Annotated in this window: 12 protein-coding genes; 7 read left to right on the forward strand and 5 right to left on the reverse strand. The window is 73.5% G+C overall.

Annotation, left to right across the window (positions count from 1 at the left end; genetic code table 11):
- Window positions 1-5: 5 nt before the first annotated feature.
- Window positions 6-689: a TetR family transcriptional regulator gene (locus ABZ914_RS31180; protein ID WP_387020883.1), complete on the reverse strand. Its 684-nt coding sequence runs from the start codon at window positions 687-689 to the stop codon at window positions 6-8.
- Window positions 686-1,978 carry an acyl-CoA dehydrogenase family protein gene (locus ABZ914_RS31185; RefSeq protein ID WP_500197579.1) on the reverse strand — a complete coding sequence of 431 codons (1,293 nt, stop codon included), beginning with the start codon at window positions 1,976-1,978 and terminating at the stop codon, window positions 686-688. Before ABZ914_RS31185 ends, ABZ914_RS31180 begins: the two co-directional genes overlap by 4 nt.
- 117 nt (window positions 1,979-2,095) lie before the next feature.
- Between ABZ914_RS31185 and ABZ914_RS31190 the strand changes: the two genes are divergently transcribed.
- The 3 genes from ABZ914_RS31190 (at window position 2,096) to ABZ914_RS31200 (ending at window position 5,380) form a co-directional block, all read left to right on the forward strand.
- Window positions 2,096-3,160 (forward strand): phosphotransferase family protein, encoded by a 1,065-nt coding sequence (locus ABZ914_RS31190; RefSeq protein ID WP_500197580.1) that lies wholly within the window; start codon window positions 2,096-2,098, stop codon window positions 3,158-3,160.
- Window positions 3,161-3,299: 139 nt separating this feature from the next.
- Window positions 3,300-4,838, forward strand: coding sequence for a cytochrome bc1 complex cytochrome b subunit (gene qcrB / locus ABZ914_RS31195; RefSeq protein WP_500197582.1), 1,539 nt, complete (start codon window positions 3,300-3,302; stop codon window positions 4,836-4,838).
- Window positions 4,839-4,867: 29 nt separating this feature from the next.
- Window positions 4,868-5,380, forward strand: coding sequence for a GNAT family N-acetyltransferase (locus tag ABZ914_RS31200; RefSeq protein ID WP_500197583.1), 513 nt, complete (start codon window positions 4,868-4,870; stop codon window positions 5,378-5,380).
- A gap of 187 nt (window positions 5,381-5,567) precedes the next feature.
- Here the strand turns inward: ABZ914_RS31200 and mctP are convergent, their stop codons facing one another.
- Both mctP and ABZ914_RS31210 read right to left on the reverse strand, forming a co-directional pair.
- Entirely contained in the window at window positions 5,568-7,202 is a 1,635-nt protein-coding gene (gene mctP, locus ABZ914_RS31205; RefSeq protein ID WP_500197585.1) for a monocarboxylate uptake permease MctP, read from the reverse strand.
- Complete coding sequence (locus tag ABZ914_RS31210) at window positions 7,199-7,444, reverse strand: DUF3311 domain-containing protein (RefSeq protein WP_500197586.1); 246 nt, start codon at window positions 7,442-7,444, stop codon at window positions 7,199-7,201. Before ABZ914_RS31210 ends, mctP begins: the two co-directional genes overlap by 4 nt.
- 170 nt (window positions 7,445-7,614) lie before the next feature.
- Between ABZ914_RS31210 and ABZ914_RS31215 the strand changes: the two genes are divergently transcribed.
- The 4 genes from ABZ914_RS31215 to ABZ914_RS31230 all read left to right on the forward strand — a co-directional run bounded on the left by ABZ914_RS31215 (window position 7,615) and on the right by ABZ914_RS31230 (window position 12,863).
- Window positions 7,615-8,589 carry a TIGR03621 family F420-dependent LLM class oxidoreductase gene (locus tag ABZ914_RS31215; protein ID WP_500197588.1) on the forward strand — a complete coding sequence of 325 codons (975 nt, stop codon included), beginning with the start codon at window positions 7,615-7,617 and terminating at the stop codon, window positions 8,587-8,589.
- 230 nt (window positions 8,590-8,819) lie between these two features.
- Entirely contained in the window at window positions 8,820-10,568 is a 1,749-nt protein-coding gene (locus ABZ914_RS31220) for a thiamine pyrophosphate-binding protein (protein WP_500197589.1), read from the forward strand.
- A gap of 127 nt (window positions 10,569-10,695) precedes the next feature.
- Complete coding sequence (locus ABZ914_RS31225; RefSeq protein ID WP_387020858.1) at window positions 10,696-11,412, forward strand: response regulator transcription factor; 717 nt, start codon at window positions 10,696-10,698, stop codon at window positions 11,410-11,412.
- Window positions 11,409-12,863 (forward strand): sensor histidine kinase, encoded by a 1,455-nt coding sequence (locus ABZ914_RS31230; RefSeq protein WP_500197591.1) that lies wholly within the window; start codon window positions 11,409-11,411, stop codon window positions 12,861-12,863. Before ABZ914_RS31225 ends, ABZ914_RS31230 begins: the two co-directional genes overlap by 4 nt.
- Here the strand turns inward: ABZ914_RS31230 and ABZ914_RS31235 are convergent.
- Window positions 12,760-14,487 (reverse strand): ABC transporter ATP-binding protein, encoded by a 1,728-nt coding sequence (locus ABZ914_RS31235; protein WP_500197592.1) that lies wholly within the window; start codon window positions 14,485-14,487, stop codon window positions 12,760-12,762. The genes ABZ914_RS31230 and ABZ914_RS31235 overlap by 104 nt on opposite strands.
- Window positions 14,488-14,876 lie beyond the last annotated feature (389 nt).

The raw sequence follows: 14,876 nt of genomic DNA on the forward strand, positions 1-14,876 counted from the left end.
GCGGGTCAGCGGCGGGCGGCGTCGCGCTCGTCGGCGAGGCGGCGCGTCTCGTCCGAGACCGGCGCGCCGAGGATCGCGGCGACGACGTCGATCAGGTAGCTGGTGAACAGCCGGTCGTCGGTGCGCGGCCCCGAGCGCGCGCGCCGGGCCAGCTCGGTCGCGGCGTAGAGGATCGCGGTGAACCGGCGGTGCAGCCGCGCCGCGTCCTCCTCCAGGACGGGTTCCACGAGGTCGCGCCACCGGCACAGGCTGTCGGGCTTCGGCCGGTGCGCCGCTCCCCCGGCTCCGGCCTCGCCCGCCTCCGCCGGGTCGTCGAGGAGCACGGACGGGAGCAGCGGGCGCGGCCGGTTCACCACGTCCGCCCAGATCTGCAGGAACGCGCGGCCCGACGCGTCGCCGAGGCAGGCCGCCATGGGGCGGACGAGCGCGGCGGCGAGCGCGCGGCCGCCCGGCACGCCGTCGGCCTCGTAGGCGTCGAGCAGGGCGTGCCGGCGCGCCTCGATCTCCGGGGCGTGCCGGGCGAGGATCGCGCGCACGATCCCCGCCCGGTCGCCGAAGTGGTACTGCACGGCCGTGGCGTTGCGGGCGCCGGCGGCCTGCACGATCTCGCGCAGGCTGACGGCGTCGATCCCGCGCTCGGCGTAGAGCCGCTCGGCCGCGTCCAGCAACCGCTCCCGCGTCTCGTTCATTCGTTACCTATAGCGTGTTCCAGGGCGTCGGCGAAGCGGGCGCGGGCCGCCTCGCGGCGGGTCGGCAGGTGGCCGGACGGCCACAGGCCCTCGACGGGCTCGGCGTCGCGCAGCAGCTGCCGCGCCACGGTGATCTTGTGGACCTCGGTGGGGCCGTCGGCGATGGCCATCGCCTGCGCGCCCATCATCATGGCGGCGAACGGCATCTCGTTCGACACGCCGAGGGCGCCGTGCAGGTGCATCGCGCGCTGCACGACGTCGTGGTACACCTTCGGCATCGCGGCCTTGACCGCGGCGATGTCCTTGCGGACCTTCTTGTAGTCCTTGTGCTTGTCGATGAGCCAGGCGGTGCGCAGCACGAGCAGCCGGAACTGCTCGATCTCGATCCAGCTGTCGGCGATCTTCTCCTGGGTCATCTGCATCTTGGCGAGCGGCCCGAACCGGGTCTGCCGGGAGACGGCGCGCTCGCACATCATGTCGAACGCCTTGCGGACCTGTGCGATCGTTCGCATGGCGTGGTGGATGCGGCCGCCGCCGAGCCGCGTCTGGGCGATGACGAACGCGCCGCCCTCGTCGCCGAGCAGGTTCTCGGCGGGGACGCGGACGTTCTCGTAGCGCAGGTAGCCGTGCGAGCCCTCGCGCTCGCCGCCGACGCCGACGTTGCGGACGGTGGTCAGCCCGGGCGCGTCGGCGGGGACGATGAACATCGACATGCCCTCGTAGGCGGACACGTCGGGGTTCGACACCGCCATCACGATCAGGAACTCGGCGTGCCGCGCGTTGGAGGAGAACCACTTCTCGCCGTTGATGACCCAGCCGTCGCCGTCGCGGACGGCGCGGGTGGTGAACAGGGTCGGGTCGGCGCCGCCGTGCGGCTCGGTCATCGAGTAGGACGAGGAGATCTCGCCGTCCAGCAGCGGGCGCAGGTAGCGCTCCTTCTGCTCGGGCGTGCCGAAATGGGCGATGATCTCGGCGTTGCCGGAGTCGGGGGCCTGGCAGCCGAACACCGACGGCGCCCACCGGGACCGTCCGAGGATCTCGTTCAGCAGCGCGAGCTTCACCTGCCCGTAGCCCTGGCCGCCGAGTTCGGGGCCGAGGTGGCACGCCCACAGGCCCTTCTCGCGGACCTGGTCCTGCAGGGGCCGCACCATCGTCTTGTAGCGGGGGTCGGACTTGTCGTACGGGTCGCCCAGCACCAGGTCCAGGGGTTCGACCTCGTCGCGGACGAAGGCGTCCGCCCAGTCGAGAAGTTCCTGGTAGGCGGGGTCGGTCTCGAAGTCCCAGGCCATGGCGAGCCTCCTGCGGTCGGTGCGCTCCGTCCCGTGAATAATCGAGCCATCTCAATGAATAATGCAAGTGCATGACTGTTACTCTCCGGCAGACCGCCGTACCCGAAAGGAACCGCCGTGCAGCCTGAGCAGATCGACCCCGCGCTGGTGGACTTCGCCGTCCTGGCGGCGTGGATGGACGGGCAGGGCCTGCCGGGCGGCGCGTTCGAGGGGGTCGAGCCGCTGACGGGCGGGACGCAGAACACGCTGGTCCGCTTCCGCCGCGGCGGCCGGGACTATGTGCTGCGGCGCGGGCCCGCGCACCTGCGCGCCCGCACCAACGACGTGCTGCGCCGCGAGGCGCGCGTGCTCGCCGCGCTGGACGGCACCGACGTGCCCGCGCCCCGCGTGATCGCCGCCTGCCCGGACGAGTCGGTCATGAACGGCGCCGTCTTCTACCTGATGACGCCGGTCGAGGGCTTCAACGCCTCGGTGGCCCTGCCGGAACTGCACGCGGGGGACGCGTCGGTCCGGCACGCGATGGGCCTGAACGCGGCGCGCGCGCTGTCCGCGCTGGGCGCGGTCGACCACGAGGCCGTCGGGCTGTCGGACTTCGGCAAGCCGGAGGGCTTCCTGGAGCGGCAGGTGAGCCGCTGGCTCTCCGAACTCGACTCCTACAGCACGCTGGACGGCTACCCCGGGCCGGAGATCCCGGGCCTGGACGACGTGGCGCGCTGGCTGGAGGAGCACCGCCCCGCGACATGGCGGCCCGGCGTCCTGCACGGCGACTACCACCTGGCCAACCTGATGTACTCCTTCGACGGCCCCGAGGTGGCGGCGATCGTCGACTGGGAGATGTGCACGATCGGCGACCCGCTGCTCGACCTCGGCTGGCTGCTGGCCACCTGGCCGCAGCACGGCGACGAGAGCGCGCAGCTGGCCGGGCCGCTGGGCACGGCCGGGGGCCTGCCGACGACGGACGAGCTGGTCGCCGCCTACGCCGAGCGCGCGGACGCCGTCGCCGGCCGCGACCTGTCGTCCATCACGTGGTACGCGGTGCTCGCCTGCTTCAAGCTCGGGATCGTCCTGGAGGGCACGCACGCGCGGGCGTTCGCCGGGAAGGCGCCGAAGGAGACCGGCGACCTGCTGCACGCCATCACGCTCGGGCTGTTCCGCCGCGCGCAGGCGTTCATCGCCTCCTGACCCGCGCCCCGGGCGCCCTCGCCGGACGCCCGCCCCCAGTAGTACTACCCGTCGTAGAACTACCCCTTGTAGAACTACGACGCGTCGTACTACGTTCGGTCGTACAGGTCACCGGCGACCGACCCCCTGGGAGTGGCGCATGTCCCTGACCGAACGGCGCGCTTCGACGGCCGAACAAGCCCTGAACGCCCTGGACGACCGGCTCGGCACCACCGGTTTCGCCCGCCGCGCCGCCCGCAAGGCGTTCCCCGACCACTGGTCCTTCCTCATCGGCGAGATCGCCCTCTACTCCTTTCTCGTCCTGCTCGCCTCCGGCGTCTTCCTGACCTTCTTCTTCAAGCCGAGCATGTCCGAGGTCGTCTACCACGGCTCCTACGCGCCGCTCCGCGGCGTCGAGATGAGCGAGGCGTACGCCTCGACGCTGCGCCTGAGCATGGACGTGCGCGGCGGCCTGCTCGTGCGGCAGGTCCACCACTGGTCCGCGCTGATCTTCCTTTCGGCGATCCTGGCGCACATGCTCCGGGTGTTCTTCACCGGCGCGTTCCGCAAGCCGCGCGAGCTGAACTGGCTGCTCGGCATCGTGCTGTTCACGCTGGCGATGGCCAACGGGTTCACCGGCTACTCGCTGCCGGACGACCTGCTGTCCGGCACCGGGCTGCGGCTGGTGCTCGGCGCCGCGCAGGCGATCCCGCTCGTCGGCAGCTACCTCGCGTTCTTCCTGCTCGGCGGGCAGTTCCCCGGCACCGACCTCATCCCGCGGCTCTACGTCGTGCACGTACTGCTGGTGCCGGGCCTGATGGCGGCGCTGGTGCCGCTGCACGCGATCGTGCTGCCGTGGGTGCAGAAGCACACCGACTTCCGGCGCGGCCGCAGCACCGAGCGGACCGTCGAGGGCAAGCCGTTCTACCCGGTCTTCATGGCCAAGACCACGGCGTTCGTCCTGTTCACCGCGGGCGTGACCGTGCTGCTGGCGGCCTTCCTGCAGATCAACCCGGTCTGGCAGTACGGCCCCTACTCCCCCAGCGCGATCAGCGCCGGGTCCCAGCCCGACTGGTACCTGGCGTTCGGGGACGGGGCGCTGCGGCTGATGCCGGGCTGGGACGTCACCGTCGCCGGGCACACCCTCTCCTTCGGCATCCTCGTCCCGCTGCTGGTCATCACCGTGTTCTTCACGGTGCTCGCGCTCTACCCGTTCATCGAGCGGCGCGCGACGGGCGACACGGCGTTCCACCATGTGCTCGACCGCCCGCGCGACGCCGCGACCCGGACGGGCCTGGGCGCCGCCGGGATCGTCTTCTACGGCGTGCTGTGGGCGGCGGCCGGCAACGACGTCATCGCCGACCGGTTCGACGTGTCGCTGTTCGCGACCACCTGGTTCTTCCGCGTCGCGCTCCTCGCCGGGCCGCCGCTGGCGTTCGCGGTGACGCGGCGGCTGTGCCTCGGCCTCCAGCGCCGGGACCTGCTGCTCCTGGAGCACGGCGTCGAGACCGGGATCATCGTCCGCTCCCCCTCCGGCGGGTTCAGCGAGCGGACCCGGCCCCTCCCGGCGGAGGCCGCGGAGCGGCTCCGGGCGAGGACCGCGGTTCCGGGGCCGTCCGGCGGGCCGCTGGCGCGGCTGTTCGCCGGCGGGGAGCTGGAGCGTTCCGAGGAGAAGGAGCACCGCCCGGTGCCGCGCTGATGCGATGATCACGGATGGGAGGTGCCGCGATGGAGATCCGCAGCGGCGGACCGGACGACGTACCCGTGATCATGGCGATGCTGGACGGCGCCGTCGCCTGGCTGGCGAGCAACGGGCGGACCGGCCAGTGGGGCGCCGAGCCCTGGTCGCGCGACCCGCGCCGGGTCGAGCGGATCACCGGCATCGCCCGCGACGACGAGATCCTGGTGGCGGAGGCGGACGGCCGCCCCGCCGGGGTCATGGCCGTCGCGCCGGGCCCGCCGTCCTACGTCGGCGCGGCCGACGAACCCGAGCTGTACATCACGCTGCTGGTGACCGACAGAACGTTCGCCGGCCGCGGCGTCGGCGCCGCCCTGATCGGCGAGGCGAGACGGCTGGCGCGGGCCCGGGGCGCAGGGCTGCTGCGCGTCGACTGCTACGGCGGCGGGGACGGGCGGCTCGTCGAGTACTACCGGCGCCAGGGGTTCGCGACGGTCGCCGAGTTCAAGGTGGGCGACTGGCCGGGGCAGGTGCTGTCGCAGCGCGTCGACGCCGCGGGCTGAGCCCCGCCCGCCTTGCGGATCGCGGCGGGCGGGGCGCAGTCTGGAAGGGACCGGCGGGACCGGGGCAGTCGGTGACGCCCTTACGCCGCACGGACGGCGACCGAGCCGCTCGCCCCGTCCCGCCGGTCTGCGCGGCCCTCCGGCACCGCCGGTCCTCGGGCGGGCCGCGCCTGGAGCGGGCCGGTCCTCAGGCGGACTGGCCGGTGAGCTCGCCCGCCGGGTCCTCCGGCGCGGCCAGCCTGTCGCCCGCGTCGGCGGTGTAGTCGTCGGGGCTCGTCTCGTCCGGCCCCGCCGGCACCTTGAACGCCCGGACGAGGGCCGTGACCGCGACCGCGACGACCATGTTCAGCACGAACGCGGTCAGCGCGATGTAGCCGGTGTGGCCGATGAACGGGATGTCGGCGAGCGGCGAACCGAAGTGGCTCTGCGTCGGCGACGCCTGGTCGTAGGCGGTGTAGGTGCCGTACGCCATGCCCGCGGCCCAGCCGGCGAGCAGGCCCCAGCGGTCCAGCCACCGCGTGTACAGGCCGATGCCGATGGCGGGGAACGTCTGCACGACCCAGATGCCGCCGAGCAGCTGCAGGTTGATCGCCAGCGACTTGTCGAAACCGAGCACGAACACCAGCGCGCCCAGCTTCACCAGCAGCGACACCAGCTGCGACACCCGGGTCTCCTCCTCGGGCGAGGCGTCCGGCCGGATGAAGGAGGTGTAGACGTTGCGGGTGAACAGGTTGGACGCGGCGATCGACATGATCGCGGCGGGCACCAGCGCGCCGACGCCGATCGCGGCGAACGCGACGCCGGCGAACCAGTCGGGGAAGACCTGGTCGAACAGCTCCGGGACCGCCAGCTGCGGGTTGCCGGCGTGCTTCACGGCGGCGACCACGCCGGGGTGGGCGAGCGCCATGTAGCCGAGCAGCGCGAGCAGCCCGAGCAGCAGCGAGTACGCGGGCAGCAGCGCCGCGTTCCGGCGGATCACGTCGCGGCGCCCGGCGGCGAGCGCGCCGGTCACGCTGTGCGGGTAGATGAACAGCGCGAGCGACGAGCCGAGCGCCAGCGTCCCGTACGCCCAGTGCGTCATGTCATTGGTGAACAGCGAGCCGGCGGGCTTGCCCGTCGCCGGGTTCGGCTTGGCGAGCGCGGCGGCGGACTTGTCGAAGATGCCGTCCCAGCCGCCGAGCCTGGTCGGGATGTAGACGATCGCGACGATGATGACGAGGTAGATCAGCGCGTCCTTGACGAACGAGATCAGCGCCGGCGCCCGCAGCCCCGAGGTGTAGGTGTAGGCGGCCAGCAGCGCGAACGCGATGAACAGCGGCAGGTCCTTCGCCCAGCCGGACCCGGACACGCCCATCACCGTCAGGACGGCCTGGATGCCGACGAGTTGGAGCGCGATGTACGGCATCATCGCCAGGATCCCGGTGAGGGCGATGGCGAGCCCCAGCGACCGGGAGCCGTACCGGCCGCGGACGAAGTCGGCCGCGGTCACGTAGCCGTGCCGCTGCGCGACCGACCACAGCCGCGGGCCGATCAGGAACACGATCGGGTACGCGATCGCGCCGTAGGGCACCGACCAGAAGCCCATCGCGCCGCCCGCGAACACCGCCGACGGCACGGCGATGAACGTGTAGGCGCTGTAGAGGTCGCCGCCGAGCAGGAACCAGGTGACGAACGTGCCGAAGCTGCGGCCGCCGAGGCCCCACTCGTCCAGGTGCATGATGGTCTGGCCGCGCCGCCAGCGCGCGGCCGCGAAGCCGACCACCGTCACCACCGCGAAGAAGACGATGAAGATGGTCAGCTCGACGCCGTTGACGTCCTTCACTTCGCCTCACCCCGCTTGCGGGTGAGCAGGTGCGCGCTTGCGATGCAGACGGCCGTGAGCACCACCCACAGCAACTGCCACCAGTAGAAGAACGGGAAGCCGGCCACGTGCGGGCCGTCCTTGGCGTAGGTCGGCACGGCGAGGTAGACGGCGAAGGGGACGACCAGCAGGACGCCCGCCACCGCCTTCCGTGCGAGGGACGGGCTGGGAGGGGGTGGAGAGGCGGGGGACGTATCACTCACGGATGACCTCCATGGGCCGGGGGAACGAGCGGCCGGGGCGATTCTCGCCCCCGCAATATTGCGATCTTCGAACCGCCGGCACCAGTCCCCGGGGCCATTTGTTGACCAAGTCGAGCCCTGTGTCGTTTTCCCGCCAGCGGAACGGTCCACGTGCACGGCATCCTCGGCTCATGGACGAAGCCCGCAAGGACCGGACGAGCACCGGCCCGACCCGCCGCCCGTTCCGCTTCGGCGTGGTCGGCGAGTCGGTCCGCTCCGGCGCGGACCTGCACGCGACGGCGCGGCGCGCGGAGGACCTCGGGTACTCCACGCTGATCCTGCGCGACCACTTCGTGGCCGAGCCGTTCGGCGACCAGCTCGCCCCGATGGTCGCGCTGGCGTCGGCCGCCGCCGCGACGAGCACGCTGCGGGTCGGCACGATGGTGCTCTGCAACGACTACCGGCACCCGGTGATGCTCGCGAAGGAGGCGGCCACGCTCGACCACCTGTCGGGCGGCCGCTTCGAGCTGGGCCTCGGCGCGGGCTGGCTCCGCGAGGAGTACGAGGCCGCCGGGATGCCCTTCGACGCCGCGGGAGTGCGGGTCGGCCGCATGGAGGAGTCGCTGCGGATCCTGCGGGGCCTGCTGTCCGGCGAGAAGACGAGCTTCACCGGCGAGCACTACCGGATCGACGGCCTGACGGTGTTCCCGCGCCCGGAGCGCCGCCCGCCGCTCGTGGTCGGCGCGGGCAGCCGGCGGATGCTCGGCATCGCGGGACGGCTCGCCGACACCGTCGGGATCCTGCCCCGCGCCCTCCCGGACGGGACGATCTCCGAGGAGATCGGCGAACGGCTCCCGGAGACCATCGAGCGCAAGGTCGGCTGGGTCCGGGAGGCCGCCGCCGGGCGCGACGTCGAGCTGAGCATGATGGTCACGCCCACCTTCGGCCCCGATCCGCGCCGCGCCGCCGCGAAGGTCGCGGTCACCCGCGGCTGGGGCACCGCGTCCACCGACCTGGTGCTGGAGATGCCGTCGCAGTTCGTCGGGCCGCCCGAGCACATCGCCGAGCAGATGCTCGCCCGCCGCGACCGCTACGGCTTCACCTACTACCAGGTGTCCGACGAGGCGATGGACGCCTTCGCGCCCGTCATCGCGCACCTGTCCTGACGCACGCCGCGCGGACGTGACCGGTCCGGACGAGGCCGGGGCCGCAGTGGAGGCCGCCGCCCTGCGCATCGTCGTCACCAACGCCGGGACCTACCCGCCGATCCCGTTCGAGAAGACGACGCTGGCACGCACCACGACCGCCGCGCGGACGGCGGCTTCGGCCGCGTCCGGGAGCTGCGGGTGGTCCGGCGACCGAGGAGCCGCGCGACCTGCTCTCGACGCTGCTATACGTGGTCGACGAGGGCAGCGGGTTCCTCACCGGGCAGAGCATCAACGTCGACGGCGGCTCCGCGAAGCACCGACCGCCGGGGAGGCAGGACATGAGGCCGATCGAGGCGCTGCTGGAAATCGCCCGCGACGAGGGCGTCACGCGAATCTTCGGCAATCCCGGCACGACCGAGCTGCCGCTGATGGACGCGCTCGCGGCGGCGCCGGACCTGCGGTACGTGCTGGGGCTGCAGGAGGCGTCGGTGGTGGCGATGGCCGACGGGTACGCGCGGGCGGCGCGCCGTACCTCGATGGTCAGCCTGCACGTCGCGGCGGGCGTCGCGAACGGGCTGATCGGGATGCTGAACGCGCTGCGGTCGCGGACGCCGATGGTGGTCGTCGCGGGGCAGCAGGACCGGCGGCACCTCGTCCAGGACCCGATGCTGTCGGGCGACCTGGTGGGGCTGGCGTCGGCGGCGACCAAGAGCGCGGTCGAGGTGCAGCACGCCCGGGACCTGCCGGTGCTGCTGCGGCGGGCGTTCGCGCTGGCGGCGCGTCCACCGGCGGGACCGGTTCTGCTGTCGGTCCCGATGGACCTGCTGGAGGAGGACGGCGACGTCGCGGTCCCGGCGCGCTCGCCGGTGACCGGCCCGGGACCGGCGGACGTCGCGGACGCGGCGGCGCTGCTCGCGGCGGCGGAGCGTCCGGTCGTGATCGCCGGCGACGGGGTGGGGCGCGCGGGCGCCGTCGCGGAGCTGGTCGCGGTCGCCGAACGGATCGGCGCGGCCGTGCACCACCAGCCGATGAACGACGGCGTCGACTTCCCCACCGGCCACCCGCTGTACGCGGGGATGCTGCCGCCGCGCAACGCGGTGATCCGGGAGACGCTCGCCGCGCACGACGCGGCGCTGATCGCCGGGTGCCACGCGTTCATGCCGCACCACTACACGCCGGGGCCGGCGGTCCCGGACGGGCTGGCGATCGTGCAGATCGACGAGGACCCGGCGGAGATCGGCCGCAACTTCGCGGTCCGGCACGGCCTGACCGGCGACCTTCCGGGGACGCTGGCCGCGCTCGCCGCCGCGCTGGACGGGCGGGTGCCGGACGCGAAGGAGCGGACCGAGCGGCTCGGCGCGGCGCACGCCCGTGCCCGCGCGGAGACGGAGGAGCGGGCGCTTGCCGCCTACGGTCCGGCGCCGATGGATCCGGGCGCCGCCGCGCACGCGGTCGCGGCCGGGCTGCCGGACGGCGCGGTCGTGGTCGAGGAGGCGATCACGACCGGGCTGAGGCTGCGCGCGGTGCTGCGGCAGGACCGGCCCGGCTCGTACGTGCACACGGTCGGCGGCGGGCTCGGCTGGGGCATCGGCGCCGCGGTCGGCACCCGGATGGCGTGCGGCGACCGCCCGGTGGTCGCGGTCCTCGGCGACGGCTGCGCGATGTTCGGCGTGCAGGGGCTGTGGAGCGCCGCCCGCTACCGGGTTCCGGTCGCGTTCGTCGTGATGAACAACGGCGAGTACCGCACGCTCAAGGAGACCCTCGACGAGGGCGGCGGCGCGTCCGCCGAGCAGGGCCGCTACATCGGCATGGACCTCGCCCCTCCGGCGCTGGACTGGCAGGCCGCGGGGCGGCTGTTCGGCATCGCCGCGGTGCGCGCCGGTTCGGCGGCGGAGCTGGCCGAGGCGGTCGCGTCGGTGCGGGACCTGGACGCACCGCTGCTGATCGAGGCCCCGGTCACCGGGCACGCCCCGCTGTCCGGCGCGGGGCCCCGGTGAGCGGCGGGCCGCGCGAGTCCGCCGTCGCCGCGGTTAAGAGTCTCCTGAGCGGCGTCTAAGCGTCCTCTCACCCTCCGCTCATCATCGGTGGCCCACAGTGGTGCCCGGACCGACCGAGGGAGCGCGGATGACGGAGGCGGGCGCGGGGGCGCCGCGGATACTGGTGGCCGACGACGACCCGGCGGTGCGGTCGGCGCTGGAGCGCGTGCTGCGCTTCAACGGCTACGAGGTGGAGCTCGCGGCGGACGGGCTGGAGACGCTGGAGGCGATCGACCGGGCCGCCCCGGACGCGGTCGTGCTGGACTGGATGATGCCGAACCTGGACGGGATCGGCACGTGCCGGATGCTGCGCGGACGCGGCGACGACCTGCCGGTGCTGCTGCTGACCGCGCGGGACGAGCTGGACGACCGCGTCGCCGGGCTCGACGCGGGCGCCGACGACTACATCGCCAAGCCGTTCGAGCTGGAGGAGCTGACGGCGCGGCTGCGCGCGCTGCTGCGCCGCTCCCGCGGGTTCGGGGCGGAGCCCGGCGGCGACGAGGTGCTGCGGTTCGCGGACCTCGTGATGAACGTCGACACGCGGGAGGTGCGGCGCGGCGGGCGGCCGCTGCACCTGACCCGCACCGAGTTCGACCTGCTGGAGCTGCTGATGCGGCGGCCGCGGCGGGTGCTGGAGCGGGCCCGGATCCACGAGGAGGTGTGGGGGTTCGACTTCGGCCGCTCGTCGAACTCGCTGCACGTCTACATCGGCTACCTGCGCCGCAAGACCGAGGAACACGGCGGGCCGCGGCTGATCCACACGGTGCGGGGCGTCGGCTACGCGCTGCGGGAGGGGCCGGTATGAGGGTCCGGTGGCGGTCGCGGTGGCAGGGGCCGTCGCTGCGGGCGCGGGTGGCGCTGCTGGCCGCCGGGACGGTCATCGCCGCGATCGTGGCGACGTCGGTGGTGTCGTTCACGATGTTCACCGGGCGGCTGCGCAAGGAGATCGACCAGAACCTCATCGGGCAGGCGCGGACGCTCGCCGACAACGTCAACGGCCGGCCCGGCGACCGGCACGACGGCGACCTGCTGGCGGCGCTGGATATGAGCGTCGCGACGGTCCGGGACGGGCGGGCGGTCTCGCCGCCGGGCACCCGGACGCCGCCGCCGGTCGACCTGGCCGCGGTGCGGAGGGTCTCCACGGCGGGCGGGCCGCCGTTCGTGCTGGCGGACGGCGAGTCGGGCGGCGTGCACATGCGGGTCATCACCGTCCGGGCGCAGGACGGGACCGTGATCGTGCTCGTGCTCGGCCGCTCGCTGACGATGGTCGACGAGACCGTCACCGGCTTCCAGTACATGACGATCATGGTCGGCGCGGGCGCGGCGGTGCTGGCGGCCGGCGCGGGCATCGCGGTCGCGGGCGCCGGGCTGCAGCCGGTGCGGCGGCTCACCCGCGCGGTCGCCGCGATCGCCCGCACCCAGGACCTGAACACCGAGCCGATCCGGGTGTCGGGCGACGACGAGATCAGCCGGCTGGCGGGGAGCTTCAACGCGATGCTCGCCGCGCTGAACCGGTCCCGGGAGCGGCAGCGGCGGCTCGTCGCCGACGCCGGGCACGAGCTGCGCACGCCGCTGACCAGCCTGCGCACCAACATCGACCTGCTGATCCAGTCGCGCGCCCATCCCGAGCGGACGCTGCCGCACGGCAGCATGGACGCGCTCCTCGGCGACGTGAGGGCGCAGCTGCGGGAGCTGACGAACCTCGTCGGGGACCTGGTCGAGCTGGCCCGCGACGACGAGCAGGCCGCGGTGCGCACCGAGGTCCGGCTGGACCGGGTCGTCCCGCTCGCGGTCGAGCGGGTCCGGCTGCGGGCGCCGGCGGCGACGTTCGAGACGCGGCTGGAGCCGTGGCTGGTGCGCGGCTCGGAGCCGGCGCTCGTCCGCGCGGTGACGAACCTGCTGGACAACGCGGTGAAGTTCAGCCCGCCGGACGGCACCGTCCGGATCGCCCTGCGGGACGGAGAGCTGCTGGTCGCCGACGACGGGCCGGGGATCCCCGAGGCGACGCTCCCCTACGTCTTCGAGCGCTTCTACCGCGCGCCCGAGGCCCGCGCGCTGCCGGGCTCCGGGCTCGGGCTGGCGATCGTCCGGCACACCGCCGAGCAGCACGGCGGCAGTGTGTCGGCGTCCAACCGGCCCGAGGGCGGCGCGCTCATGCGCCTGCGCCTTCCTGGGACGCCGCAAGCGTCCGCGAACCCGCCGGGCCGATCGGCACGATCCGGTCCGCCTTCGGCGCCAGGCGCAGGTCGTGGGTGATGAGGATGGTGGTCCGGCCGGCCATCAGCCGGCGCAGCGGGCCGAGGACGTTGCGGGCCGTCCGGGCGTCCAGGCCGGTGGTGGGCTCGTCGAGCACCAGCACCGGCGCGTCCCGCACCATCGCGCGGGCGATCCCGATCCGCTGCCGCTGTCCGCCCGACAGCAGCCGCCCCCGCTGCCCGATCTCGGTGTCGTAGCCGTCCGGCAGCGCGGTGACGAAGTCGTGGGCGTCGGCGGCGACCGCCGCGGCGACGATCTCCGCCTCCGTCGCGCCGGGCCGTCCGTAGGCGATGTTGTCGCGGACGGTGCCGGAGAACATCAGCGTCTCCTGCTGAAGCACGGTGACGGTGTCGCGGAGCGCGGCCAGCGACAGCTCCGGCAGCGGGACGCCGTCCAGCCGGATCCCGCCGGAGTCGGGCTCGTAGAAGCGCAGCAGCAGTTTGGTGACCGTCGACTTCCCGGCGCCGCTCGGCCCGGCCAGCAGCACCAGCTCGCCGGGGCCGGCCTGGAAGGTGAGGTCCTCGATGACGGGCCGGTCGGCACCCGGATAGCGGAACGTGACGTGGTCGAAGGCGACGCGCCCGCGCCGCGCGATCAGGGTGCGCGCCGCCGGAGGCTCGGCGACCGCGGGACGGGTCCGCAGCACCTCCTGGACGCGGTCGGCGCCCGCCGCCGCCTCCGACGCGGTGAGCGCCAGCTCGCCGAGGCTCTGCACGTTCGGGTACAGGTAGCCGAGGTAGGCGGCGAAGGACAGCAGCCCGCCGAGCGTGATCCGGTGCTCCTGCAGTTCCCATGCGCCGACGCCGAGCACGACCAGCACGCAGACCGTCTCCACGACCTCGACCAGCGGCCCGTACAGGCTGGACAGCCGGGTCTCGGCCATCTTCGCCGCCAGCCAGGCGCGTCCCTCGTCGTGCAGCCGCCGCGCCTGCGCCTCCTGCCGGTTGTACGCCTGGACGAGCGGCTGGTTCGACAGGCTCTCCTCGACGGTGCCGGCCATCGCGCCGTTGCTGAGCCGCTCCCGCCCGGCCGCCACCCGGAACCGTCCGGAGAACCCCCGTGTCACCAGCAGGAAGACCGGGACGAGCGCGCACGCGACCAGCGCCAGGTCCCACCGGACGGCGAACGCGGCGGCCGCGAAGAACACCGCGCCGACCACCGCCGTCACCAGCCGGACCAGCCCGGACGCGACCAGTTCCTCGATCGCCTCGATGTCGTCGGTCAGCCGGGCCATCAGGTCCCCGAGCCGCCCCCGGTCGAAGAACTCCGGCGACAGCGTCTGGACGTGCGCGAACACCCGGTCGCGCAGCCGCAGCAGGAACCGCTCGCCCGCGAGCGTCGTCGCGTAGTCGCCGGCGAACGTCATCAGCGCGGCCGCCAGCGCGATGCCGAGCCACTCGGCGGCCGGCGTCCAGAAGGCGGCCAGGTCGCGGGCGGCCAGCGCCCGGTCGGTGATGACGCCGAACAGCCGGATCGCCGCGACCTCGCAGGCCGCCGCGGCGACGGCGAGCGCGCCGCCGAGCAGCAGCAGCCGCCGGTCGCCGCGCATCAGCGGCCAGAAATGCCGGAAAGTCGTGCGCACCGACACGACGGGCGCGGCCTCCGGCAGAGATGTGCGGGCCACGTCCCCTCCTATCACTCCCGCGCGTTCCCGCGCATGAAAAGGGACGGGAGCCGGCGGGGCGAGTCCGCTCTCTCCCCCGCCGGCTCCCGCCCGGCTCGACCGCCGCCGGTTACTTGGCGTGCGGCCGCCGGACGGGCTTGCGGCGGTGCTTCTTCGGCGGGACCGGCTTGGCCGGGCGCTTGCGGGGCTTCGGAGCGATCTTCTTGAAGCTCATGCGGGCTTCCCTTCATTTTTCCCTCGCCGCTTCCGCGGCCTTGCAGAAATGAACTTACCGGCCCGATCCGATGACAATTCATAGACCGAACTGAAATGCAGCGAAGAGAAATATAAGAGAATGCTAAGCGCCATTCCGGGACGCCGAAGGCCCCCGGCGCGAGCGCGCCGGGGGC

This window comes from Spirillospora sp. NPDC046719 (assembly GCF_040645715.1).
GTDB lineage: Bacteria > Actinomycetota > Actinomycetes > Streptosporangiales > Streptosporangiaceae > Spirillospora.